This is a genomic window from Vibrio breoganii, from assembly GCF_001677275.1.
Taxonomy (GTDB): domain Bacteria; phylum Pseudomonadota; class Gammaproteobacteria; order Enterobacterales; family Vibrionaceae; genus Vibrio; species Vibrio breoganii.
In genome coordinates this window covers 504,877-529,891 of record NZ_CP016178.1, presented here as the reverse complement: position 1 = coordinate 529,891, position 25,015 = coordinate 504,877, and the positions used below count along the sequence as shown (strand labels likewise).

General features: G+C 44.8%; 19 protein-coding genes, 1 pseudogene and 1 riboswitch. Of the genes and pseudogenes, 10 read left to right on the top strand and 10 right to left on the bottom strand.

Going from position 1 to position 25,015, the window contains the following annotated elements; all coding sequences use genetic code 11:
* Positions 1–3 precede the first annotated feature (3 nt).
* From A6E01_RS15330 to A6E01_RS15315, 4 genes are all read right to left on the bottom strand, one after another.
* Positions 4–798: an ABC transporter permease gene (locus tag A6E01_RS15330; protein ID WP_017030120.1), complete on the bottom strand. Its 795-nt coding sequence runs from the start codon at positions 796–798 to the stop codon at positions 4–6.
* Positions 791–1,561 (bottom strand): ABC transporter ATP-binding protein, encoded by a 771-nt coding sequence (locus tag A6E01_RS15325; RefSeq protein WP_065210627.1) that lies wholly within the window; start codon positions 1,559–1,561, stop codon positions 791–793. Before A6E01_RS15325 ends, A6E01_RS15330 begins: the two co-directional genes overlap by 8 nt.
* Positions 1,562–1,569: 8 nt before the next feature.
* On the bottom strand, positions 1,570–2,394 hold the full coding sequence (gene thiD, locus A6E01_RS15320; RefSeq protein ID WP_017030118.1) for a bifunctional hydroxymethylpyrimidine kinase/phosphomethylpyrimidine kinase: 825 nt from the start codon (positions 2,392–2,394) through the stop codon (positions 1,570–1,572).
* A gap of 61 nt (positions 2,395–2,455) precedes the next feature.
* Positions 2,456–2,553: riboswitch (TPP riboswitch) on the bottom strand.
* Between the two features lie 53 nt (positions 2,554–2,606).
* Positions 2,607–3,266 carry a cupin domain-containing protein gene (locus A6E01_RS15315; protein WP_017030117.1) on the bottom strand — a complete coding sequence of 220 codons (660 nt, stop codon included), beginning with the start codon at positions 3,264–3,266 and terminating at the stop codon, positions 2,607–2,609.
* 76 nt (positions 3,267–3,342) lie between these two features.
* Between A6E01_RS15315 and A6E01_RS15310 the strand changes: the two genes are divergently transcribed.
* Both A6E01_RS15310 and A6E01_RS15305 read left to right on the top strand, forming a co-directional pair.
* A complete protein-coding gene (locus A6E01_RS15310; protein ID WP_065210626.1) occupies positions 3,343–4,071 on the top strand; it encodes a nitroreductase family protein in 729 nt (242 codons plus the stop codon).
* Positions 4,072–4,100: 29 nt separating this feature from the next.
* Positions 4,101–5,618, top strand: coding sequence for a phospholipase D family protein (locus A6E01_RS15305; protein WP_065210625.1), 1,518 nt, complete (start codon positions 4,101–4,103; stop codon positions 5,616–5,618).
* A 54-nt stretch (positions 5,619–5,672) separates the two neighbouring features.
* On the opposite strand, the gene A6E01_RS15300 is transcribed toward A6E01_RS15305, so the two are convergent.
* Positions 5,673–6,911, bottom strand: coding sequence for an OmpP1/FadL family transporter (locus tag A6E01_RS15300; protein WP_065210624.1), 1,239 nt, complete (start codon positions 6,909–6,911; stop codon positions 5,673–5,675).
* A gap of 208 nt (positions 6,912–7,119) precedes the next feature.
* Between A6E01_RS15300 and A6E01_RS15295 the strand changes: the two genes are divergently transcribed.
* A complete protein-coding gene (locus A6E01_RS15295) occupies positions 7,120–7,938 on the top strand; it encodes a LysR family transcriptional regulator (protein ID WP_017030113.1) in 819 nt (272 codons plus the stop codon).
* A gap of 72 nt (positions 7,939–8,010) precedes the next feature.
* Here the strand turns inward: A6E01_RS15295 and A6E01_RS15290 are convergent, their stop codons facing one another.
* Positions 8,011–9,042: an HlyD family secretion protein gene (locus A6E01_RS15290; protein WP_017030112.1), complete on the bottom strand. Its 1,032-nt coding sequence runs from the start codon at positions 9,040–9,042 to the stop codon at positions 8,011–8,013.
* A 3-nt stretch (positions 9,043–9,045) separates the two neighbouring features.
* On the bottom strand, positions 9,046–9,558 hold the full coding sequence (locus tag A6E01_RS15285) for a magnesium transporter (protein ID WP_065210623.1): 513 nt from the start codon (positions 9,556–9,558) through the stop codon (positions 9,046–9,048).
* Positions 9,559–10,008: 450 nt separating this feature from the next.
* On the opposite strand from A6E01_RS15285, the gene A6E01_RS15280 reads away from it, so the two are divergent.
* The 4 genes from A6E01_RS15280 (at position 10,009) to A6E01_RS15265 (ending at position 16,591) form a co-directional block, all read left to right on the top strand.
* A complete protein-coding gene (locus A6E01_RS15280; RefSeq protein ID WP_065210622.1) occupies positions 10,009–10,902 on the top strand; it encodes a LysR family transcriptional regulator in 894 nt (297 codons plus the stop codon).
* Between the two features lie 85 nt (positions 10,903–10,987).
* Positions 10,988–12,070, top strand: coding sequence for an efflux RND transporter periplasmic adaptor subunit (locus A6E01_RS15275; protein ID WP_017032125.1), 1,083 nt, complete (start codon positions 10,988–10,990; stop codon positions 12,068–12,070).
* 8 nt (positions 12,071–12,078) lie between these two features.
* A complete protein-coding gene (locus tag A6E01_RS15270; RefSeq protein WP_065210621.1) occupies positions 12,079–15,129 on the top strand; it encodes an efflux RND transporter permease subunit in 3,051 nt (1,016 codons plus the stop codon).
* 10 nt (positions 15,130–15,139) lie between these two features.
* Positions 15,140–16,591, top strand: a complete 1,452-nt coding sequence (locus A6E01_RS15265; protein ID WP_017030106.1) for an efflux transporter outer membrane subunit — start codon at positions 15,140–15,142, stop codon at positions 16,589–16,591.
* A 71-nt stretch (positions 16,592–16,662) separates the two neighbouring features.
* Here the strand turns inward: A6E01_RS15265 and A6E01_RS15260 are convergent.
* The 3 genes and pseudogenes from A6E01_RS15260 to A6E01_RS15250 all read right to left on the bottom strand — a co-directional run.
* Positions 16,663–17,505, bottom strand: a pseudogene (locus tag A6E01_RS15260) (polysaccharide lyase family 7 protein); the annotation flags it as partial.
* A gap of 372 nt (positions 17,506–17,877) precedes the next feature.
* Complete coding sequence (locus tag A6E01_RS15255) at positions 17,878–18,747, bottom strand: endonuclease/exonuclease/phosphatase family protein (RefSeq protein ID WP_026026280.1); 870 nt, start codon at positions 18,745–18,747, stop codon at positions 17,878–17,880.
* A 155-nt stretch (positions 18,748–18,902) separates the two neighbouring features.
* The gene (locus A6E01_RS15250) at positions 18,903–19,667 is read right to left on the bottom strand and encodes a TetR/AcrR family transcriptional regulator (protein ID WP_065210620.1); all 765 of its coding nucleotides are present in this window, start codon (positions 19,665–19,667) and stop codon (positions 18,903–18,905) included.
* 138 nt (positions 19,668–19,805) lie between these two features.
* Between A6E01_RS15250 and A6E01_RS15245 the strand changes: the two genes are divergently transcribed.
* From A6E01_RS15245 to A6E01_RS15235, 3 genes are read left to right on the top strand one after another with little or no spacing between them, the layout of a single operon-like run.
* A complete protein-coding gene (locus A6E01_RS15245; protein WP_157935231.1) occupies positions 19,806–20,867 on the top strand; it encodes an efflux RND transporter periplasmic adaptor subunit in 1,062 nt (353 codons plus the stop codon).
* Entirely contained in the window at positions 20,867–21,925 is a 1,059-nt protein-coding gene (locus A6E01_RS15240; RefSeq protein WP_065210618.1) for an efflux RND transporter periplasmic adaptor subunit, read from the top strand. Before A6E01_RS15245 ends, A6E01_RS15240 begins: the two co-directional genes overlap by 1 nt.
* A 2-nt stretch (positions 21,926–21,927) precedes the next feature.
* The gene (locus tag A6E01_RS15235) at positions 21,928–24,978 is read left to right on the top strand and encodes an efflux RND transporter permease subunit (RefSeq protein ID WP_065210617.1); all 3,051 of its coding nucleotides are present in this window, start codon (positions 21,928–21,930) and stop codon (positions 24,976–24,978) included.
* Positions 24,979–25,015 lie beyond the last annotated feature (37 nt).

Below are 25,015 nucleotides of genomic sequence, written 5' to 3'. Positions count from 1 at the left end.
CAGTTAATCAAACTGCCAAGGGATAAATTTGTTGAGTAGTCTGTCTGTGATGAAATAAAGGGTGACCGAGATAAGTGCCAGAATAAACAGCGCCGCAAACATCTCATCAATCATCATTCGTGCGTTGGCCTGAAGCATCAAGTAACCAAGACCGGCGCTAGAGCCAACCCACTCGCCCACTACTGCACCAATCGGCGCAACCACCACAGCCACACGAATACCAGAGGCCAATGCTGGCATGGCTGCAGGTAATCGAACTTGTGTGAGTTGTTGCCAGCGCGTGGCTCCCATGGTTTTGCTCAAATCAAGGTAGCCCTTTGGCGTATTACGCAGCCCGTCATAACAACAGGTGGTAACGGGGAAAAAGATAATTAGAGCGGCCATCACAACCTTTGAGGCTATGCCATAGCCAAACCACAGCATGAGTATTGGCGCAATGGCAAAAACGGGAATCGCTTGCGAGGCAATCAATATAGGCAGTAACCAACGACGCAGTGGTTCAAAAAGCAACATCTGAAGCGCAAACATCAGGCCCATGCTAAGGCCTAACAAAAGCCCTAAAACAATCTCTTGCGAGGTAACAATCGTATGTTGAAGCAGCACATCACTGCGGCTGCCAAGGCGATCAAATACCGCAATAGGTTCAGGTAAGATAAAGCTAGGTAAATCAAAAAGTGACACCGTTGCCTGCCATAAACCAAGCACCACCAAGCACGAGATGATCAAACGTATCACGTGAGAAGTATTTGCTTTTACTCGGCTGGTAAGGCCTTGCTGCACGACGACTTGTTTAGTCATCACGACCTCCCAATTGCTCGATAATGCTTTGTTGAAGCTCGGCCATTTCGGCATTGATCAGGCGCGGTGTATTTCCACTTGGCACAGGCACAGTTTCAATCTCTACTGGCTGAGATTGCATCAGGTAGATATGGTCACTAAGGCGCAAGGCCTCTTGTGGATCGTGGGTAATCAACACCACCGTTTTACCTTCAAGCATCTCACAAGCAAGATCCTGCAAGCGATAACGAGTGACAGCATCTAAGGCAGAAAAAGGTTCATCCATTAACACTACAGGCTTGTCTTGCATCAAGGTTCTTGCAAGAGCGACGCGCTGTTTCATTCCGCCGGAAAGCTGTCTTGGATGGACATGTTCTTGCCCTTCTAACCCTAATTTAGACAGCAATTTACTCGCTTGTTGTTTTCGCTCAGCCTGTTGCTGTTTATTCAGCTTTTTTTGACTAAAGCGGTCACTGAAGCACACATTCTCAAGCACATTCAGCCAAGGCATTAACAAGTCTTGCTGTGCCATGTAGGCAATTGAATCCGATAGATTATGCTCGAAGCCACTGTGAATAGAGCCACTCCAATGTACGTCTTCGGGCAATAACCCTGCTAATAAGCGAAGCAGGCTTGTTTTACCACAGCCACTTTTACCCAGCACACTACTAAAGCTTCCCTCAGGAAAGCGCAGATTTAGGTCGCTAAACAGGGGTGAGCTTGCATCAGAGAACTGCAAGCTTCCGTTTTCAATCACAATGCCCATAGGCGAATGAACCGACATAACCTGTACTATTTGTTTAAGGCGTAGAAATGGTGCACGGGGCCGTGACCACTGCCCACTTCCAATTCATCCGCATGGGCGATGGCATTGGAAATGTAGTTCTTTCCTAAAGCGACGGATTCACTCAGTGAGCCCGTTTGAGCTAAGAAAGAAGCGATCGCTGAAGATAAGGTGCAACCCGTACCATGGGTATTTTGCGTATTCACACGCTCAACGGTAAAGGTTTCAACCTCATTAGGCGTAATAAGAAGGTCTGTACTGGTAGATTCACTTTCTAAGTGACCCCCCTTAAGCAGTACCGCTTTACAGTCCAAGCCTCGAAGATCTTCAATCATCGCATTCATTTGCGCCTCGGTCGTTGGCAGAGACTGACCTAACAACGTTGCTGCTTCCGGCAAGTTTGGCGTGATGACATCCGCAAGTGGAAGAAGCTCTGTTTTCAGGGTTTCGATAGCCGATTGCTGAAGAAGAAGATCACCGCTTGTTGCCACCATAACAGGGTCAACAACTAGGTATCTTGGTTGGTATTGCTTAAGTTTTTTGACTACCGCTTGAATGAGACCCGCTTCAGCAAGCATGCCGACTTTTACCGCTACAACATCAAGGTCGGTAAATACAGCATCAAGCTGCTGTTCGATAAACTCCGCCGAAATCGGCAAAATACCAGTCACACCTTGAGTATTTTGCGCCGTCAATGCAGTGATTACAGAGCAGGCGTAGCTACCGGTTGCTGAGATGGCTTTAATGTCGGCTTGAATACCAGCACCGCCACCACTGTCAGAGCCAGCGATAGTGAGAACAATTGGAGTCTTTTTTGATTGGGACACAGGCATTTCCTTTTCGTCAGACGAACGGAAACCAGGCCTGCTGTGCTATGGACAGTAAGATCTATAGCTAGAATGGCGACTAGTTCCCTACGTCAGCACTAACTGAATCAGGTTCCACGGGTTCGCTACTGCGATCTCAGCCTATTGGCTCCCCGACTAATACGATGGGGCGATACTAACAGAGTCAGTATGGGTAGGAAACTAGAAATAGACAAAACTCAGAGTCTAGACAATAAATGCCCTGTCTTGACATAGATAATGGTGTCTTCTTCGACAAATGGGAAATGTTGACTCTGGTGAGGGCTACGAATCCAAGTGTATTGAGGATATTGACCAAACTCATCTTGGAACTCGCCAGAAAGAACCAAAATCTCCTCTCCACCAAAATGAGAATGAGGTTGAAAGCGTTCGCCTTTCGGCCATTTTACTAAAGCCACATTCTCAGCCTCAAAAGAATGCAAAGGCATAACTTCCAAGTTACCAATTCCCGCCAGCCAAGGCTGGGTTTGGGTATTGATTCTCACTGTGGTTTTATCTGCCTTATCAAATTGATTAAGCTTCACAAACAAGGTACACCCCTGCTCGCTAAATGGAGAGTGTTTGCTACCAGGAGGATTGCGAATATAAGTGCCCGCAGGGTAATCCCCCTCCTCATCTGAGAAGACACCTTCTAGTACGAAGATCTCTTCTCCAAACGGATGACTGTGCTCAGAAAACCGAGAACCAGCCTCGTATTTAACTATTGAGGTCACAAGCCCTGTTTCGGCCGCTTCACGCTCTAATGGTTTTCGCCATACGCCTTTGGCTGGGCTGGCCTGCCAATCCATATTCAATGCTTGTATCACAACGCCTTGTTTTACATCCATATTCAATGACATTCATTTCCCCTACTTTGTTGAAATATATCAAATTAGCTGTTACAAACACGAATCCTTAATCATTTTAGTCTTTGTTATGTCAGAACATCTTCCCTTTTTAGAATTAATTCACTCTCGTCGATCCGTTCGCAAGTACGATCAAACTGCGAATTTCGACCACGACAAGGTACAACAAGCTCTGGAGTTGACTGTGTTGAGTCCAAACAGCAGTAACATGCAGTTGTGGGAATTTCATCGAGTCATCAGTGAAGAGAAGCGTGCCGAGCTTGCGAAATACTGTATGGGGCAGAATGCAGCTAAAACGGCCAATGAAATGGTGGTTTTTGTTACTACGCCAGACAAATGGCAGCAAAGAGCTAAAATGAATGCATCGCAGGTACGCGAGAATTTTGCGGGCAGGCCAATGGATGACATCGCAAAGCGTGCGACTAAGTACTACGAAAAACTGATTCCGTTTGTTTATAGTAATGACAGCTTGGGCATCAAAGGTTTTCTTAGAAAGATCATGATGACCTTTATGGGCATAAAGAAGCCTATGTTCAGAGAAGTTACCAAGCAAGACCTACGAGTCTGCCTGCATAAAAGCACATCTTTAGCCGCAATGACCTTTATGACTGCGATACGCGACCAAGGTTATGACACCTGCCCAATGGAAGGCTTTGATTCAGTTCGCGCTAAAAAGCTACTTGGCTTGGGTAAAAATGATGAAATCACTATGATTGTTAGCGTAGGCAAGCGAACGAAAGAAGGTATCTACGGAGAAAGACATCGAGTGCCGAACGAAGACGTCATTTTCAAGCATTAAGCATCAACAGAGAACAAAGGAAGTCACCATTGCCAACATTTGCTCATTGGAAACTAATACTGGTTTTATTTGTTGGCATCCTTTCAGGGTGTGCTACTCAACAGCAGACTCCTCCTCCAAAGTCAGTCACACATCAACTTGGCTATCAGGCTGACAGTAAGTTAGCTCAATACTTTGACCAATCAGAGTATGACACCTCAATCTATACTGGATTCTACCCCTTAGATAAGGGTCACGATGCGCTACTTGCACGCATTGTGTTGATTGAGTCTGCAGAGCACACCTTAGATCTTCAATATTACATCTACCGTGACGATGCCACTGGCAACTTAATGACTTGGCGGTTATTCGAGGCAGCAGAACGCGGTGTTAGGGTTCGAATATTGCTAGATGACATGCAAAAGCGCAATGACGATAATCTTGCCTACCTTCACTCACACCCTAATATTGATGTTCGGCTATTCAACCCAAACAACTATCGCTCGGCGAGAGGTCTGGGATTTCTTGCCGACTTCGAACGACTAAACAGCCGCATGCACAATAAGTCCCTTACCGCAGATAGTGTCGCTAGTGTTGTAGGCGGTAGAAACATAGGAAATGAATACTTTTCCTATCACTCACCAGTAGAGTTTGGGGATTTTGACTTATTAATTTATGGCAATACGGTAGAACAAACCGGAGAGCAATTCGACAAGTACTGGAACAGTGATTTTGCTGTTCCTATTGATTGGATTACCTCTAGTGCAACAGAATTAAAGAGAGAAGAAGTAGAACAGTTTGCAGTGGATGAGGAGCTTGAGGAACAATTTACCTCTGGAGTGTACGACATGACCCGCCTGCAATTCTACTCCAAGATGAGAGAGCATAAACTGCAGTTATATTGGGGCGAAGGTAAACTTCTCTATGATAGGCCCAACAAAATCGTTGGCGAAGGAAGCCAATTAATCGATGACCTGCAGTTAATTTTGGAAGGTGTTGATTCGGAGCTCATCATTATTTCGCCTTATTTCGTACCCACTGCGGATGGTACTGCATTGCTAATCGATGGCGTCAAATCAGGTAAGAAAGTAACCATTATTACCAACTCTCTCGCCTCTAACGATGTGTATGCCGTGCATGGTTGGTACTCTAAATATAGGAAAGACCTTCTTGAAGGTGGTGTAGAGCTTTGGGAGATAAAAGCTTCTGCCAATATAAAAAGTAAGTGGTCAATGACGGGTAGCGGTCACTCTAGTCTGCATGCCAAGATCATGCTCATTGACGACCACATTTTGTTCGTTGGTTCGATGAACTGGGACCCAAGGTCTGCCCATATCAACACTGAAATGGCCGTAATTCTCGATCATGAACCCTTCGTAACAGAGTCAAAATCAGAAATACAAGCGCAGCTAATAGAGTCAGCCTATAAATTGGAAATAGAAGATGGTGACCTAGTTTGGCGAGATCTAGAAAGTGGAGAAACCTTGACTAGCGAGCCTGATGCAAGTGTATGGAGGCGAATGGGATCATGGATGGCGGGTATTCTGCCTATTGAAGACCAGTTATAAAAATAGCCGACTTAAAGTCGGCTATTTCGTATGTTTTGCTTTTGTTTATCTAGATTAGATAGTTAAGTTCACACCTACGAAGTGGATGCGTCCGTCGAAGGTGCCGTTTACGCCAGCTCTGGCTGTCTCGCCAACAAAAGAACGTTTCGCTGATTCTACTTCACCAAGGTCTGCGTACTCATAGAAGAAGTCTATTCCGACATTGTCCCAATTTGTTGATGCGCCTACCGAGTAACGATATTGCTCGCCTACTGGTAAATCAACCCATTGTTTTTCCGGATCATCTTGTGGTGATGTTTCATAGGAGAAGCCAGCCTTCAAACGCCAATCTGAGTTCAATTTGTAGTCTGCACCAATAGCAAACTTCCAAACGTCATCCCAGTCACGCTCAATTGCTACGCCATTAGCAACACCTAGATCCAGAACCGTCGCCTCCCATGCACTCCAGCGATGAAACTGTACGCTAGTCAATAAGTTTAGGTCTTCACTAACTCCATAGCGAGCACTCAAATCGATGATTTCTGGCACTTCAATATCTGTAGAAACTGAAAGAGGTAGAGTTTGTAGTTCAGCATCGAAACTATGTTCGGATTTCGAGCGATAGCTTAAACCTAAGTCTAGATTATCAGTAGGACGATACATCACTCCTAGGTTATAACCGTATGCCCAATCAGTATCCTGTTTAGTTGCTATAGCCGCTGTAGATTGTTCAAACGCAGCCCAACTAAACTGTACACCACCACCAACCGACCATTGATCATTAATCTTGTACGACAACGATGGATTAAGAACAATTACGTTCAACGTAATAGAATCTAATGCACCCGCTCCTGCCCAGTCGTCACCATAAGATAGGCTTGAGCCACCAGCAGCACCTAACGCCAAACCTAAGTGAACCTTCTCAGAAACCTGATGAGCATGGAAAATTGAAATAGATGGTAGGTAAGATTGTGCTTCTCCGTCTTGCGCTGGCGTATCCGCATCATGGAACTTCATCTTGAGATCAAACGCCATTAAATTAATGGTCGTTAAAGAGTCACCCATGTAAGACATAGTCGCAGGGTTTGTCCACATTGCTGCCGCGGATTCGGTATACACACCGTCACCTGCGCCAGCAACACCAGCATTTGCTGTCACTGCTTCTTGAAGAAATAAGCCACTAGCGTTTGCCATTGTTGGCATAGCAGAAGCAAGTGCTACAGAAGTCATCATGGCTAAGCGAGAAAGTGATAAGTTAGAAGATTGCTTAGTTGACACTGCCGATGTGATGAATGGAAGTCTATTTGTTGACATAATTTTCCAAATCTATAAGTGAGTAGGCTTAGGGATTTAGCTCATCAATAGCCAAATCCATATCTGTGCGTATTATACGGATAGGCTTATAGCTTGTAGGAATATCGAATATCACTGGAAAATTAAACGGGACTTATTCGTTATAAGCTTATTGATTTCATTGGTTTTTTGCTACTCTATAATAATCTAATGTAGTAATGGCGATAAGATGAGAATTACAGACCTCAATTCATTGAATGTGTTTTTGAATTTAATGCAGACACACTCCACACTACGAACGGCAAAAAAACTGGGGCGCTCACAGTCTTATATTTCAAAAGTATTGGCTCAGTTACGAGAAGAACTTGATGATCCTCTATTCACTCGCAGTGCTGAGGGCTTGTCGCCCACCTCTTATGCCATAAGCATACAGCCCAAAATTCAAAACGCCATTGAGCAAATTTCTCACTCGCTTGAACCAGAAGAGTTCTCACCCGCCAACGTAGATCGAGTGACTCTTCATATTTTGGAACCCTTATCCATACGGTTTTCCAACCCTATTATTAGAAAAATTAGACAAGAAACGAACGCCATCATTGAGGTAAGAAACTGGACCAAGCTATCAGAGAACATGATTCTCGATGAAGAAGTCGACTTGGGGTTTCACATCCTTAGCGATAAACCTCAAACCCTCTATCAAAAGAAATTGTATACAGGTTCGGGGCTCATTAAAGGAAACAAAGAGGGTGAGTTTGTTAAGTATATTGCGTCTGGAGTAAACGAGTACGAAAATCGCTTTCAGCGTGCCCTTCCCGATGTTGAAGCCACTATTTTTGTTGATAATTATATGCTTTTAACGCAACTAATGGATTGCGCACATACCATGCGATATATCTCCTATAGAACTGATGCAGATATTCCAGATTTAGACATTGATACGGCAATAGTACTGAAATCCTCTAAAAGAAAGTCTCCAAAAAGTCAGTGGCTTGCCAATCTTGTTGAGAAATGTGTAATGGAAGAACTTAAAGCGAATCCATCACTTTAGTAAGCTATCCTCAATGCAAAAGGCAGCATCAAATAATGATACTGCCTTTTTTAGTTCACACTTTAGTGTTTGTTATATTGCCGACAAATACGCTTTATAAGCCTTGAGGCGAACGGTCGCACCACCGATGATATCCATAAAGCCTAGCATTGGGTGTGGCTTTTCTGCTGAAACCCAGCCAGAACCTGTTGCACCAATTGGGATGTTGTAACCCTCTGGCTCATTAAACTCAATCACAATAGTACGGCCATGAGAGTTCATGTTATTTCCAACGTGCTGTCTCACATGTTGGCTACCCTGGCGCACTTGAACCTGAGCTTCACCCGTACCAGCAGTGACACTGTGTACACGGCCACGGAAGATCTCACCAGGGTAAGCATCAACATAGAACTCAGCAAACTGCCCTACCTTGATGCCACGATACGTTTGATCCGGAATACGCATCTCAACAAACTTCTTCTCTGTTGAGTACAAGTGCATGTTACCGGTACGTGTACCGCTAGTGATGTTGGTAATGGATAGCTGGCCATCAAATGGCGCTCGAACTTCACGACGTTCATGTTGCCACTTTGCCGAAGCAACTTGCGCTTCAATATTCATGATCTGCGCATGTGCAGCTGCAATTTTCGCTTCAGCCGTTTCAATGGCCGTTCGCGTTTTATCGCGCTCAGCGTCATTTGAAAAATCTTTTAGCTTCTCAAGTCTTCCTAGAGTTTTCTTATCGTTTTTCTGTTGTGTTCTCAACGACAAGATTTCAGCTTCGCTGGCTCTCTTTTGAGCGGCTAGGCTCTCTAATTGTGACTCGGTATCTTCTGAGCGAAGTGTGTAAATCAGATCGCCTTTTTTCACCATCTGATTGTGAGTAACGAATACTTGATCCACTTCCTGACCAAATAGTGGACTCAAAACAGCATGAGGGGCTTTAACCGTTGTACTGTCTGTTAAGTCAGCAGGAGACCAGAAACGGTGAGCAATAAATAACATGGTCGCTAGGAGCATACCTGTACCCACCATAAAGGTGCCGCTTCTCAGGTTCCATTTAACCACACCCGTCTTAACCAAAATCCAGCAAATCAGGATGTAAGGTAGCATAATCTCTTTCATTGATTACTCCTCAGATGCTTTTGTTTGAGCTTTGCCAGAAACGCCGTTGCGGATAATTTTAGAGATAGACTCCCCAATCACATCCCAGCGAGCAAATGCGATGATGATGGCTAGTACCCACCAGACCTTATTGATAAACAGACCACACAAAGAGAGGGCAAAAACGATTTGGGTGTGGGCGCTCGACATTTCTGAGGCCTTGTGTACGGCAATTTCATGCAGTTGCCAAAACAGATACACCAAATAAACCAGTATTGCGATGGTGACAAAGAATACGAAGCCCATGAAGACTTCAGAGTCGAGTAGTTTGAGGATTGTAGGGTATCCGTCGACGAAATATTCAGCGGGTAGATCCTTTCCATGGATCGAGCCTAATTTGGATAAAGCAATAGATGCTCCGGCGATAACGCCAAAAACAATCACAGCCTTAAGCACATATAAGACAACTGAAATGATGCTCCTTGCTATTTTTCTTCCCAGGCCTTCGTTAGAAGAAGGTAAAGACGTAGCAGACATTTTGTTTTCGCTTCTTGTTATGAGTTTCGCGCGAATTCTATGCTATCTGCAGTACGCTGTAGGAATATGCGTTATTCCTTTTCTTACGCGCACACTTAAGCACTGCTTACGTATAAGCAGTACTCATTAAAAACAAAAACTACTTACTTAAAATTGATGCCTATAAGGCGCCAAAGAATATACACACAAGCAACATACCAATGGCGATGGCAATGTGTCCTATTTCAATAGGCCCTAATCCAAACTCAAGCTTTTTCATGTCTGCTTCTCTTTATTTTTTTACTTGGTTCATTGTAACCAAGCACTTGAAAGAGATAACGTCACTGGCGTTTAGATGGTTTATAAAACTGATTTATGAATAAGAACTGTAACCACTGCTATATCGAACGCTAACTAACTAAGTTATCCTAAAATAAACTTACTAGCACTCACTCAAATAATAGATTTTTCATGAAGACTGAAGACTTGAAACTGTTCCTTCGCGTAGTTGAATTGGGTAGCTTTACCGCTGCTGCAAACGCGCTTGACCTGCCTCGTGCTAATGTCAGCAGACGCATCAGCGAACTTGAAAAAGAACTCAATACACAGCTATTCCACCGCACTACTCGCTCTTTGTCGCTCACTCACAATGGTGATAGCTACTTCAGCAAAGTACAAAAGGTTGTCGAGTTGTTAGACGATGCCAATCAAGCTGTGACCTACTCTAGCCGAGAAGTGTCAGGAAAGGTCAAACTTGGCTTGCTTGCAGAAACCTACGAGTTTGTTCAGCCCGCCCTGTTTGACTTTCATGATACGTATCCGAATGTCGAGCTTGATCTTCGAACGGTGAGCAACGGCTTTCAAGAAGTGTATCAATATGGTTTAGATATCTCTTTTCATGGTGGCGCTCTAGAAGACTCTGATTTAATCGCTAAGCCACTCATACCATTGAATCACAGCTTACTCGCCTCACCTGCGTATATTAAAAATAACGAACCAATACAAGCGTTGGCCGATCTGCATAAACATAAAGTAATGTGTTACCGCTGGCCTAGTGGCAACATAGACAATTTGTGGCATTTTGAGTCAGGAAAAATTTCAGCTTCTCCATGGCTAGTGTGCAATAGCGTAGGATTTATTCGTAGAGGACTAGTTATGGGAAGAGGAATTGGTTTCTTGCCAGAACTTGCCGCTAAAGAAGAGTTACAACAAGGCAAGCTGATAAAGGTATTACCTGATACTGCTTCAGTGACACACCAGTCCTACTTACTGCATCCTAAGCCACAGACATTGAATTATGCCAGCCGAATATTGATAGAATATTTATTACAAAGAATTCCTCAAGATATACTATTGTCACAATAAATGAGACAGTGATTCTTAACTGAGACAGATTATCTAGTACAAAGAAACACTTACAATCGGGCTATTAGAATATAGGAGCCCGAATATGCAGTATTCAAAAACCATACTAGCAAGCACTGTAGTCCTGCTACTTAGCGCATGCCAACAGATAGAATCCACACCTAAGCTTGCTTCAAAGCCTCAACGCAGCATTCAGGTTGTAGAGCTTGAAGACCCGTCTTTTAAATCCACAAAACAATTTACTGGTGTAGTTCACTCTCAAGAAAGAGCCGGTGTCGCCTTTCGTGTTCCTGGAACCATTAATGAACTTCTCGTCAGCAAAGGCGATTTTGTAAAGAAAGGCCAAACCATTGCTCGCCTAGACCCACATGACTATCAAGTAGCTTTAGAAGAACTAGAAGCTCGAATGCTTGAAGCTCAATCAGCACACAAGCTGGCTAAGGCCGAACTGGCTCGTGTAGAGCAAGCGATCGAAGACGATGCAATAGCGAGTGTCAATCTTGACCGCGCGATTAGTGGTTATGAACGAAGCTTATCTGCGGTAAAAGTAGTACAAAAAAACATTCAACGCGCAGAAGACACCCTAAGATACACCGAATTAAAAGCACCATTTAGTGGGGCCATCGGTAGCGTCAATTACGAACAGCACGAACAAATTCTTCCTGGTATCGCCGTTGTATCATTGCAGAACAACAACAAACTTGAGGTGGATATCGATGTACCTGAAAACCTTATTCATGAATTCAAAGCTGAACAGCAAGTAGAAGTGACTTGGTATCAAGCCAAAGAATCACTTCCAGCAACCGTTAGTGAAATTGCTACAAAGCCTCACCTAATCAAGCAAACCTATACGGTGACTATGACGTTAGACAAACCATCTGATGTTGTCTTTCCAGGAAAATCAGTGACGGTTTTAGCAAATTTGTCACTGGCTGACTCCTCTTATTGTATTCCTTACTCTGCTCTATTGGGCAACAAGCACGATATGCGCGTGCATGTTGTCGAAGAGGGCATCATTGCTCCACGTTCCGTAGACCTAGATTCAATCGATGCCAAAACTGCCTGCATTAAAGGTGAGTTTTCGACAGGAGATCAAGTGGTCATCAGCGGTACACACTACCTTGAAGAAGGCGACAAAGCAGACAAAATCACTGTGCGAGAGTTATAGGAACAAACATGATTAACCTAGCTGAATTTGCTATTAGACAACGTACCTTCGTACTCTTTTTCACCGTGTTGAGTATCATCGCGGGGCTGTACTCATATTTTGATCTTGGAAAATTAGAAGACCCTACCTTTACCGTTAAGACGGCGGTTGTTGTTACTCTTTATCCTGGCGCAAGCGCAGAAGAAGTAGAGCAACAAGTCACAGATACCGTAGAAACCAAACTACAAGAGATGGCAGAGCTCAATCGCTTACGCTCGCTATCTCGTCCTGGGGTATCTATGGTATTTGTCGACCTCAACGAGAGCTTGAACTCCGATGAGTTACCCCAACAATGGGAACTACTTCGTCGCAAGGTTTCAGATGTAAAATTGCAATTGCCAACCAGTGCTCAAATCTCGATCGTTCAAGATGAGTTCTCTGAGGTATACGGCATGCTGTTCGCCATTCACGGCACTGACGCCGCGCCTGAAGAGCTGCGACAATATGCCGAAGAGTTGCAACGCCGTATCAAAGCCGTAGAAGGCATTAAGAAAATAGAGCTGCACGGCGTTCAGCCACGTGTGGTTTACATTGATATGCCGGATGAGCGCTTGGCGCAATACGGGCTTTCTGTCGCTCAAGTTTGGAGCCAATTAAATACTCAGAACATGACCTTTGAAGCGGGTCAGTTTGCAGCCGGTCAAGAACGAATCAGAGTGGCACAAACCAGTGAGTTTGAATCCTTAGCCGATATTCAGAATTTGATCATTAAGGGCGGTATCAGTGAACTTGGAAGTGGCATGATTCGCTTAGGTGATATTGCAGATGTCACTATGGGCTATCAAACGCCTGCAATGACTGAAAATCGCTTCAACGGGGACCCCTCAGTCACCCTTGCCGTTAGCCCAGTGGATGGCATCAACGTTGTCTCTCTTGGCGATACGATTAATCAGGTTATCAATGACTTTGAAGCAGAACTGCCACTGGGAGTCGATGTTTCAATAGTTGCCTATCAGCCTGAGCAAGTGCAAATTGCTATCGATGACTTTGTTGTAAACCTCATGGAAAGTATCGCGATCGTATTTGTTGTATTGCTTATTTTTATGGGCTTCAAAAGCGCATCTATAGTGAGTGCAAGTTTGCTTATCACTATCCTGCTGACCCTAATATACATGAATGTTGCAGAAATAGACTTGCATCGTGTCTCTCTAGGTACCTTCATCCTTGCCTTAGGGATGTTGGTCGATAACGCTATTGTAATTACCGACATGATGCAATCTAAGATGAACAAGGGCATAGAGAGAACCAAAGCTGCCATTGATTCAGTGAAGGAAACTGCAGTGCCACTGTTAGGCGCAACAGTTATCGCAATCATGGGTTCTAGCCCAGTGCTATTCTCAAAAACCGATGCTGCAGAGTTTGCTGGTTCAGTGTTTAGTATCATGGCCTCTTCGCTTTTATTATCTTGGCTTGTCGCTATGACCCTGACTGCACTGCTGTGTTGGTTATTCTTAAAGCCAAGCAAAAAGGGTGCGAACCAAAAGAATCCTCTACTCTCCAGAATGATCAACGCAATAGTCGACCATCCTATAAAAACACTAAGTACACTTATACCGCTAGTTGTAGCGACAGCAGTATGTGTTCCGTATATAGCCATCAACTTTATTCCGCAATCAGACAGGCCTATTGTATTTCTAGACTATTGGCTTCCAAATGGCGCGAAGATAGAGCAAACCTCTGCCGATATGAAGCAGATTGAACAATGGCTTCTTGCTCAGCCAGAAGTAGAAAGTATTTCTACATCAGTCGGTGCCAGTGCCCCAAGATTTTCAGTAACCGTAGAACCAGAACCACTTGATCCCGCTTATGGTCAAATCTTGATTAATGCCACTGATTACTTCGCTATTGATGATCTTGTATCCCGCGGTGATAAGTGGCTTGCAGAAACGTTCCCAAATGCAGAGCCAAGATTTAGAGCCCTTAAACTGGCTACCGCAGATAAGTACGCCGTAGAGGCACGTTTTTCAGGCCCTGACGAAGAAGTGTTGCACCAACTTGCAGATGAGGCAAAAGCCATATTTGAAAGCCACCCCGACGCAAAATACGTTCGTGACGACTGGCGCCAACAAAGCAAAATGCTGACACCTATCATCAACCAAGACAAAGCCCTTCGCGCTGGTATAAACCGAGCAGACATTGCCTTTGCGATGAAACGAGGAACTAACGGCATGCCGTTAGGTCGCATGAACCTTAACGATGAGCTGATCCCTATTCAGCTGCGTGGTTCAAATCAAGATATGGCATCCCTTGAAACCTTGCCTGTGAAGTCTCTGCTAGGACTGCACTCAGTACCTCTAGGTCAAGTAGTGGATGGTTTTGAGCTGGCAACAGAGGAAAGCATGATTTGGCGTCGCGATCGCGTCAAGACCATTACCGCACAAGCCGCTGTTCAACGCTACACAACTCCGGCCAATGTTCGAAATGCAGTAAAAGACCGAATAGAAGGTATCTACCTTCCACCTGGTTACAGCATGGAATGGGGCGGCGAGTACTATGACGAGCACAAAGCCGTTGCCGATATCGTAAAGCAGTTGCCAAAAGCCCTACTGATCATAACCATCATCATGATTGCTATGTTCAATGGCTTTAAACAGACCGCCATTATCTACACTACCCTGCCACTGGCAGCAACGGGCGCTACGTTCTCACTACTGTTACTGGATAAGCCATTTGGATTTATGGCTCTAATAGGCGCAATTACTTTGACCGGTATGATCATTAAAAACGGCATTGTATTGATGGACCAAATTGAGCTTGAAAGGCGCAACGGCCTTGAACTCTCTGATGCGATAAAAGAAGCTACCATGAACCGTACCATGGCGATTTCTATGGGGGCATTGACCACAGCATTGGGCATGATTCCGCTTCTGGGCGATCTATTGTTTGACCAGATGGCGGCTACCATCATCGGCGGATTAGCTGCAGCAACGGTTCTTTCATTAATGGTAATGCCCGCGATGTACAAGCTTGTATACAAAGAAAAAGCACCGAAACAAACCATCAGCACAGAAATAGCATAAGGGAATTATCATGAACTTAATAAAAAAACTGACTCCCATTTCACTGGCTTTGTTGATTGCAGGCTGTGCTGTAGGACCGGACTATGAGGAGCCTGAAACAACACTCGCTCAAACCTACCTATATGCGGGTAATGAGGAGAGCGTCAATTCGGAATACTGGTGGAAACAATTCAATGATCCAACCTTGAATCAAATGATCGTCGATGTACAGCAACAAAACATTCCATTGCAGCTGGCAGCTGAGCGCATCAAAATGGCAAATTCATACAAAAAAGCCGTCGAGTCATTCAAAGTGCCAACTGTCAGTATTGGGGGTGGCTATTATAATTACCAACTCAGCTCAAATAGCTCCTTATTGGGGCCTGCATTAAATCCAATTGATACATCAGACGGCGGTACAGTAACCCTACTGGACAACCAACATGATGGTGTTTTTATTGGGGGATCAATAAACTGGGAACTGGACCTTTTCGGAAGAATTGATAGGCAAGCGAACGCTGCCTCTATCAGAGCAGAACAAGCAGAAATTTTTCAAGTAGGACTAACAACGTTAATAACGGCAGATTTAGTACACAACTATGTGCAATACCTAGGTGCAAAAGAGCGTAAAAAACTTGCAATGGAAAATATTGAAGACCAACGCCAAACACTTATCTTAGTAGAGAAAATTGTTAAGTCCGGTTATGGTTCAGATATGGATTACGCCCAAGCAAAAGCTATGCTTGCAGCTACTGAATCCGTTATTCCACAGTTAGAGATCGCTGAACAAGTACATAAACACCGCCTCGCCATTTTACTGGGAGAGCCTCTCACACAAGTTGATGTTCGGCTGACAAACGACAGTGGACTACCAGAGCTATCAGCGCTAATTCCTGTAGGGTTACCCTCTGATTTGGTTAAACGCAGACCCGATATTCGAATGGCGGAGCGGGAAATGGCGGCTGTGAACGAAGAACTTGCAGCAAGCGTTGCTAACCGTTATCCAAAGTTCTTTCTGACAGGTACACCTGGAGTTTCGGCAAGCAGCTTCGATGAACTTTTTAGTAGCGATTCATTTGGCTGGATGGGCGCTGTAGGCGTTAACTGGAACGTCTTTGACGGTGGCCGAGGTAAGGCTATGGTTGAGTTAAACGAGGCTCGCTTTAAGTCAGCTGCGTTGAGCTATCAATATACTGTCGATTCAGCCTTTGCTGAGGTTGACTCTGCTCTCTTCGCTTATGGCCGAAGCCAGCAAAATCAAACCCAGCTTAGCGAAGCGGTAGAAGCGACCGATAAAGCGGTATCAAAGGCGAAATCTCTGTACAAAGCAGGCTTGATTGACCACTTATCGGTGTTAGATGCTCAGCGTCAGCAACGGGTTATTCAAGACCGCCAAGTTGCAGCCAAACTGCAATCGGCTAACAGCACAATAGCGGTGTATAAAGCATTAGGCGGCGACTGGAGCACTTCCCCTCAAGCTTAGAAACGACAGTGCCGTTATAAAGAAAAAAGCCACTTCATTATCTGAAGTGGCTTTCGTTTAAAATGGTTGGATTAGTGAGTCACTTTCAAGTCGTAGAAAGTCGCTTGCACGTAATCATCAGGCTTACCCGATTTGTTTTGGTTGTATACACCCGCTTTGAAGTACATGTACTGACCGCCTTCGTCGTAGCCACTCTTAGACATGTCTACTGTTTTAACGATGTCGTCTTTACCTTCACGCATGATAGTCGCCGTTAGCTCGTTACCTGTTACGTTAATGCGGTAGCTAAACACTTCACCAAGCTTGATACCGTCTTTAGGCTCTGCTGGAGTCGCGTCTTGATTCCAATAGTTTGGTAGTGAGTTACCAATCATGTCGTGCCAAGTTTCATCACCAAAGTCTTCGCGTGGTTCATGTGCAAAGTAGATGGAACCTGTTTCATGCTGAGGAAGCTTTCTGTAGTAAAGACGAATTGGTTCATCGTTGTTTGCATGGATCTGGCCTACGATCACACGACCTACCTGCCAGTTTTCACCGGTAGTGGTGACATGGTCAACTTTCAAAGTTGCTTCTAGAGTACCATCAACACCAGCGGCTGCTTTTAGGTCTGCTTCAGGTGCACTAGAGAAAACCCAGTTGTTACCGTTAACGCCCTTGGTTTTATGAGAAGTGTTGCCACGACGCATCATTTCACGCAGTTCCGAGCGAGTATAGGTGGTGTTCTTTGACGTTTTAGCGCCTTTAATAGGAGCCTTAAATACCATACCGCCATCTTCATCTAGGTAAAAGAAGTCAGCGTCTGAATAGCCACCAGCCAGCTCATTCTCTTTGATTTGGTCTGACTTGCCGTCACCGTTTGAGTCAACTGGGACACTAATCGTCCAGCCAAGAAGGTCAAATTTGTCAGAAGGTGCTTTTGTCTCAGCTTGTGCGCCTGCGCTAATGGTTAGAGCAGCAGCGAAAGTAGCAACTGTGCTAAGTGCAAACTTCTTGCTGGTAGCAAAACTAAGGGTCTTAGTATTCATCATGTAGGATTCAACTCTATGTCGTATTGTATGATTTATGAGAATATTAGCACCGAAATATTGGATTATGCACCCCATCAAACATGAAGTTGATCACACATTTTCGGTTCATTTTTCAATTACCTCATCAACCTATTCACATGATGAATCAGTATAAAAGCGATCATTCATACCACAATTGTCACTCTAGAAAATACGCACTATTCATCCAAAACCTTAGAGAGCATTTAAGTCACTAAGAGGTAACTTCCACTCCTTAGCTTAAAGTCCTAAAAGTGTCTTAACGGGTACATGATCTGACCCTTGTACTTCACTAAGAGCTTCTCGAGCACAAATAGAGAAATCAGAATTCACACCACTCGTTAGCCAAAGGTGGTCGATTGAAGCCATAGCAATTGCGGGGATCTGAATATCGGATCGTATGCCCTTCCAGCTTGCTACGGGCAGGGATTGATAACCCACAAATGCATTTTTATAGGATGGACTTGAAGACGACAGATTAAAATCGCCGATCACCATATTTCGCTCAACTGCAGAGCTATTGGCTAAGTATTCTGCTGTACGAATTAACGCATCTCGTCGATACCACAATGCTTTAGTGCGTGGTGATGGGGGATGCGCTGCGAGCAACCCTATATCGACACCAACTCTGGGTTGCCATATACCTCGAATGATGTTCTGCCCATCTGGTGTGCGAAATACCGACATGCCGTACAGTAGGTGGCGACTCAATATTAATTGGTTTGATGGATAGCCCACCTTAGGTTGTCCGCCATAGCGATGAGGGTAGAGATTCGATAAATGTGCAAAGGCTTGACCGTGTTCAGGTGACACTTCTTGCATCACCACCAAGTCAGGTTGCGTTCTTTCTAAAAAATCCGTGAATTGTTTTAGGTTGGTATTTTCAAAGGCTAAATTGTATTGAACAATTGTGACAGTGTCACCACAAGCATCCTGAGTTACCGCCTTACTGTTTGGTGTGATCGAGTAAAACAGCAGTGCAAAACCAATATTTATCGCTGACAGCACCTTCTCTTTTAAAAACACTGAAAGCAGCGACAGAGTTAGGTAAGCGACAAGCATAACAAAGGGAACAGCGGTGAGGTTTTCGGCCCACCATGCGCCGGACACAAAATAGCACCACCCCCAGACTGCGATAGGGATAGTGCTAAGTAGCGAAAGAATCAATTTCTTAATATCAGCAAGCCTATGAAAAATAGTAACTATTCTACAGTTTAATTTTACTTTAGCCTCACTGCTGTGCAAATTCAGGACATACCAACGTATCAATTGGCTCCACATTCTGGAAAGTGGCTTTGGAACAGGGCGTCCGTTTCTTCATCCAACACCTGAATATCTAAAATTACGTCCTTAAGCTCTGTGGCAGATAATCGATCCTCTGGCTCAATGTGATACTCGAGCGCAATTTGCTGCTCATAAAGCTTCCAGTGAGAAAATAAGCACTGCTCAACATTCAATGAAGGCCAAGCCGTTGATAAAAATGGTTTAAATGCTACTGCCCCGCCAGCATGAACCAAAAATCGCCACATCACCACATCAGGCTCAGTAGTATGAGCACGAACAGGATCAGGCAAACAGTCGGTCGTCATTTTAACTAGGTTGGTAATATTACTGCGCATTTCACCAAATTTCTTGTCGAGCTGTTCGACTTCGTTCTCAGGGTGATGGATATAGTCGAGCATAATCTGGATCATTTGAGGCTTACGTAACATATAGCCCATCAAGTGACTCAAAAATAAATACAGTCGTTGCTGGCTTGGTAAGTCAGCAGAAATCCGTGCATTCAACTTATCGGTATAGTCATCCATATACTGATGAATGGCTTGAATAATGGAGGACCATATCTGATTTTTAACGCCAAAATAGTGTCTCACCAAACCATGAGTTACGCCTGCTTTCTCACTTATATCGCGAATAGAAACCTGGTTGTAGCCATTTTCACAAAACAGATAAGCCGCACTGGTCAGTATTTTTAGTCGTGTACGCTCAGCTTCTTCCGCTGTTCGTCGCCCTTGCTTTCTTTGATTCATTCATCGCTCCGAATTTCTCTTCCTCAATACTACCACTGTTTTATCAAAGTTTATTACTACACAAGTGTAAAATATATTGATTAGATCAATATGACTCCATTATACTGCACGCCTGTGTAATAAAATCGAGTGCGTATTGTGAAGCATTTATTCGTAAGAGGAGCGGCCATCCTAATTGGTCTCTCATTAAGTGGATGTTACAAGGCAGGTTCCAACGAACCCGTCGTTGAACTCACGAAACCAGTAAAGATTGAAAGATTTGAATCCAACAAAGATTCGACCCCATTTCAATTCTTAGGAGAGGTTTCAGCCTCGCAAACTACCCCTATCTCTTTCCGATTAGGCGGGGAGATCTCTAAGATCTATGTAGAAATGGGTCAGGAAGTGAAACAAGGACAACTTCTTGCCGAGTTAGATAAATCGGACTACCAACTATTGCTTCAAAGTAAGCAAGCGCAGTTCGACTTGGCTAAAGCGCAATACTTACGCGCCAAACGTATGGCCAGCCAAAAGCTGATCAGTAAAGACTCTTATGAACAAGCCGTGACTCGCTATCAATCGACTCAAGCTGAGCTGGGTCAAGCAAAGACCGACCTGTCCTATACCCAGATCCATGCGCCGTTTGATGGACAAATATCCATTCGATTTGTAAATCCTTACCAACTTGTCGCACCGCAGCAACCTATTTTCAATCTTGTTGATACCTCTTCCTATGAGGTTGTTGTGTCTGTACCTGTTGTTACCGCTCATAAACTGATGGGGCGAGAATACTCATTAACTTTTGAATTGGATGGCAAGCCCGCTCAGCCAATGAAAGCCAAGTTAAAAGAAGTATCGAGTCAGCCAGATAAAGACACCAATAGCTATCAAGTAACAACGACCATAGATAACGAAGAAATCCCGCTATTGCCTGGTAACTCTGGAAGGTTAACCGTTCACTTTCCGCTTGAATCCAACGCATTAGAGCAACTCTCTGAATCTACATGGATAGCAGTCGAGTCCCACTCACAGGAAACGGTTGGTGAGCTTTGGGTGTTTGATGAAAACACCACAAGGGTAGAAAAGAGACAGGTATCTATTAACGCAGCAACAGGCAAAGTGACCGGCTTAGAGGATGGCGAACTTATCGTAGAAAGTGGCGTTCACTCTCTTCAAGAGGGACAACGCGTGCGCCCATGGACACGAGAGCGAGGCATCTAATGAAAAAACTAATTGTAATATCAAGCTTGTGCTTGGCACTAAGCGGCTGTTTTTCTAACGGTGAAACGAAAGTGCGTGCACCGCTTTTTGTTAAGGCTTATACGGCCGATCAACAAGTCGTCATCAGCGAACGTACATTTCAAGGCACTACTGTCCCTGCGGATATGACTCCCCTCGCCTTTAGGCACGACGGCAAGCTTGGGCGACTGACGATCAATTCCGGTGACAGAGTCACAAAGGGTGACGTGCTTGCAAGCCTAGATACAGCAAAGCTCAAACAGCAATTACAAGATGCAAAGGCGCAGCGTGATCTTGCGAACTCGCAATTTAAACGCGCCGAGACTCTGAAAAATAAAGGAATGTTATCTCCCTCTGAATACGACGAGTTAAAGGCTAACAAGCAGCTAACCGCAATCCAATATAAGGTGCTAATGCAAGAGCTAAAGCACTCTCATATTATCGCACCCTTTGATGGGATCGTGGCGACCATTGACGCTGAAAGCTATCAAAACATTTCCAGTGGAGAGACCGCGCTTTCTATCTATAAAGATGATGTTATCACTATCGATGTACCCGTATCGGAAGCCTTTATTGAGCAACTTAAGAAACTTGATGACCCCTATGAGGTTCAAGCTGAAGTGCGCGTCAAGACGCTAGATAAAAGCTACGACGCTAAGCTAAAGCTCTTTTCCGCCGAACCGGTAGCAGAGATAAAAGGTTACTTGGCAAGATTCGAACTAGAACAGTCCAGTCGCCTATTGCTACCTGGGACCTCGGCACTCGTTGCCATCAACATCGACCAATTTAAAGACAGTAACCAAACGGCACTATTGGTGCCTTTAAACCTGCTTGTCGCTCAAGCAGAGCAAGGTGACTTCTCTGTTTGGCGGGTCAATGAAGCTGGCTCTGCCGAGCTTACTAAGGTCTTAGTTTCAACAGTCACAGCTGAAGGTGCATTGGTCATCGATGGCGTAGATTTGGGCGACCAACTCATCGCGTCGCAGCTTTCTAAGTTAACCCAAGGCAAAGCAATCCAATTCGTGGACGGACACCAGTAATCATGAATATCGCAAACCTATCAATTAAGAACAGCGTTATCAGCTGGATGTTTATTGTGATCCTAGCCATTGGTGGGATCTCCTCTTTCTCAAATCTTGGTCGATTAGAAGACCCAGCATTTACATTGAAAGACGCCATGGTCATCGCTACCTATCCTGGTGCGACAACGCTAGAGGTTGAGGAAGAGCTCACCTATCCGTTAGAAAAAGCCATTCGTCAGCTTCCCTACATCGATAAGATCACCTCCACCACATCAGCAGGTAAAACGCAGATTATGGTGAGCATGGGAATGGAGTATGGTCCAGATGAGTTACCGCAAATCTGGGATGAGATGCGACGCAAAATCAATGATTTGAGCCCTAGTCTTCCCCAAGGAGTCCAAGGTATAAGCATCATGGATGACTTTGGCGACGTGTACGGTATGTCGCTACTGCTCACAGGTGACGTGTATACCTACCCAGAGCTTAAGCGATTTGCCGACTTTTTATCGCGCGAATTAGAGCTGGTTGATGGTGTCGGCAAGGTGATGATCACGGGCGATCAACAAGAGCAGATATTCGTGGAGATGTCCACCGAGCGTCTGGCTAGCCTAAACCTTGATTACGCCACCGTGGTTGGGCTACTTAGCCAGCAGAACGCAGTTCAACCTGCCGGTGATGTGATGATCTCAGGGCTGTCACTGCCTCTTCGTCCTACGGGCAATCTATCTAGCACAGAACAGTTAGAAGACTTGGTTATACATGGTAGAGATACGGGTAAACTGATTCGTCTAAAAGACATTGCTGACATCTCTCGAGGCATAGTAGAGAAGCCACAGAATATTGTTTTATATAACGGTCAGCCGGCTCTCAACATAGGCATTTCTTTTGCCTCTGGCGTGAATGTCGTTGAGATTGGCGAGCAGGTTAAACAGCGATTAGCTGAGCTTGATAAAGACACCCCTGCGGGTATGGAGATCAACTACTTCTATGATCAATCACAAGAGGTGGCTAACTCCGTAGACGGCTTTATTATCAGTCTCGCTCAAGCCGTCGGCATCGTTATCGTCGTACTCTTGTTTGCTATGGGGCTGCGAAGCGGTTTAATCATTGGCTTAGTGCTGCTATTGACCGTGTTTGGCACCTTTATCCTAATGGATTACAACAATATAGAACTCCACCGCATCTCACTGGGCGCGCTTATCATTGCCCTAGGTATGCTGGTCGATAACGCCATAGTAGTCGTTGAGGGGATCTTAGTCGGCATTAGGCGTGGGTTGTCAAAAACCGATGCCGCGATCGCCATAGTAAAACAAACGCAATGGCCTCTGCTTGGCGCGACGGTTATCGCTATTACCGCGTTTGCCCCTATTGGTTTGTCTGAGGATGCCACGGGTGAGTTCATGGGCTCTCTATTCTGGGTGCTGTGTTACTCACTATTTCTAAGCTGGGTTACGGCGCTGACCATTACCCCATTCTTAGCCGAGAAGTTCCTACCCAACAGCAAACAAGAAACCGCAGATGATGACGAGTTGTATAAAGGCGCAATCTTCACTGTCTTTAGATGGAGCTTAAAGCTTGCTCTTCGCTTCAGATGGACCACCATCGTTGCCTTAGTCGCTTTATTGGCATCGGCTGTATTTGGGTTTGGCTATGTAAAACAGCAGTTCTTCCCTGTCTCTAATACACCCATATTTTACGCCAACGTATGGATGCCAGAAGGCACTGATATTCGAGAAACAACAACAGTCACTAATGAAATCGAGAGTTATGTACGCTCACTTGAAAATGTAGAATATGTAACGACCACCATAGGACAAGGCCTGCAGCGTTACGCTCTGACTTATCAACCAGAAAAGTCTTATGAGTCCTACGCTCAACTGGCTATAAGAGCTGATTCGCTGGACAATATGTTCGGGCTAATAAGCACCTTGGATAGCGAGCTGTCAAAACGCTTCCCTGTTGCTGATTTCAGGCTGCAGGTGGTGGAATTTGGGCCTGCGCCCGCGTCTAAGATTGAAGCAAGGGTTGTTGGTCCGGATACACAGCAGCTAAAAAGTATCGCGGCTGATCTCGAGCAGATTATCGCTCAAGATCCTGGCGCAAGAAACATACGCAATAACTGGCGTGAACAAACCAAAACCATAGTGCCAGAGTTTAATGAGTCGAAAGCGCGACGCTTTGGGATCTCAAAAGAAGACGTCTCCAACATGCTTAACATGGCATTTGGAGGTAGCACTATTGGTGTCCTGCGTGATGGTACTAAGCAGCTGCCAATAGTTACGCGATTGCCTGACTATGAGCGCTTAGATATTGAAACCATTAATTTGTTGAAGATCTGGAGCCCGGTGTTGCAAACCTATGTTCCTATCGAACAGGTTATCGATGGACTCAATCTCGATTGGGAGCAATCTCTGATCATGCGACGCGATCGTAAGCGTGAGATTAGCGTTCTAGCGGATCACGACATCCTTAGCGATGAAACCCCAGCAGTACTCTTCTCTCGCCTGAGACCTATGGTTGAAGCTTACGAATTGCCAGAGGGCTATTCGCTAGAATGGGGAGGAGAATACGAGTCTTCCAAAGATGCTCAAGAAGGTCTAGGCGCCGCCATGCCAATGGGTTATCTAATGATGTTTATCATTACCATGTTGCTGTTTAATTCGTTTAGAAAGCCTCTGGTAATTTGGTTGACTGTCCCTCTATCTATCGTGGGTGTCAGTTACGGGTTGTTGGCCACCAATCTTCCGTTTAGCTTTACCGCCCTGCTTGGTTTGCTAAGTCTTAGTGGCATGATATTGAAAAACGGCATAGTACTGATGGACCAAATCAATATTGACTTAGCCAGTGGCAAAGCGCCTTATGTGGCAATACTTGATAGCGCAACGAGCCGCGTGAAACCGGTCAGTATGGCGGCATTAACTACCATATTAGGGTTAATACCACTTGTCGCTGACCCATTCTTTGGCTCGATGGCAGTAACGATAATGGCAGGTCTTGGCTTTTCGACAGTGTTAACACTGATAGTGGTACCCTTGCTATTTGCAACGCTCTACAACATCAAATCAGCCTAAACCGATAATCTGAGCCATTTAGTGAAAGAGCCCGAAA

Bases quoted from the DNA above. Each gene is read 5' to 3' on its own strand.
- A6E01_RS15330 (WP_017030120.1), bottom strand. From the start codon at position 798: ATGACTAAACAAGTCGTCGTGCAGCAAGGCCTTACCAGCCGAGTAAAA.
- A6E01_RS15240 (WP_065210618.1), top strand. From the start codon at position 20,867: ATGAAAAAACTAATTGTAATATCAAGCTTGTGCTTGGCACTAAGCGGC.
- A6E01_RS15295 (WP_017030113.1), top strand. From the start codon at position 7,120: ATGAGAATTACAGACCTCAATTCATTGAATGTGTTTTTGAATTTAATG.
- A6E01_RS15290 (WP_017030112.1), bottom strand. From the start codon at position 9,042: ATGAAAGAGATTATGCTACCTTACATCCTGATTTGCTGGATTTTGGTT.
- thiD (WP_017030118.1), bottom strand. From the start codon at position 2,394: ATGCCTGTGTCCCAATCAAAAAAGACTCCAATTGTTCTCACTATCGCT.
- A6E01_RS15315 (WP_017030117.1), bottom strand. From the start codon at position 3,266: ATGTCATTGAATATGGATGTAAAACAAGGCGTTGTGATACAAGCATTG.
- A6E01_RS15235 (WP_065210617.1), top strand. From the start codon at position 21,928: ATGAATATCGCAAACCTATCAATTAAGAACAGCGTTATCAGCTGGATG.
- A6E01_RS15300 (WP_065210624.1), bottom strand. From the start codon at position 6,911: ATGTCAACAAATAGACTTCCATTCATCACATCGGCAGTGTCAACTAAG.
- A6E01_RS15280 (WP_065210622.1), top strand. From the start codon at position 10,009: ATGAAGACTGAAGACTTGAAACTGTTCCTTCGCGTAGTTGAATTGGGT.
- A6E01_RS15265 (WP_017030106.1), top strand. From the start codon at position 15,140: ATGAACTTAATAAAAAAACTGACTCCCATTTCACTGGCTTTGTTGATT.
- A6E01_RS15310 (WP_065210626.1), top strand. From the start codon at position 3,343: ATGTCAGAACATCTTCCCTTTTTAGAATTAATTCACTCTCGTCGATCC.
- A6E01_RS15270 (WP_065210621.1), top strand. From the start codon at position 12,079: ATGATTAACCTAGCTGAATTTGCTATTAGACAACGTACCTTCGTACTC.
- A6E01_RS15325 (WP_065210627.1), bottom strand. From the start codon at position 1,561: ATGTCGGTTCATTCGCCTATGGGCATTGTGATTGAAAACGGAAGCTTG.
- A6E01_RS15285 (WP_065210623.1), bottom strand. From the start codon at position 9,558: ATGTCTGCTACGTCTTTACCTTCTTCTAACGAAGGCCTGGGAAGAAAA.
- A6E01_RS15250 (WP_065210620.1), bottom strand. From the start codon at position 19,667: ATGAATCAAAGAAAGCAAGGGCGACGAACAGCGGAAGAAGCTGAGCGT.
- A6E01_RS15275 (WP_017032125.1), top strand. From the start codon at position 10,988: ATGCAGTATTCAAAAACCATACTAGCAAGCACTGTAGTCCTGCTACTT.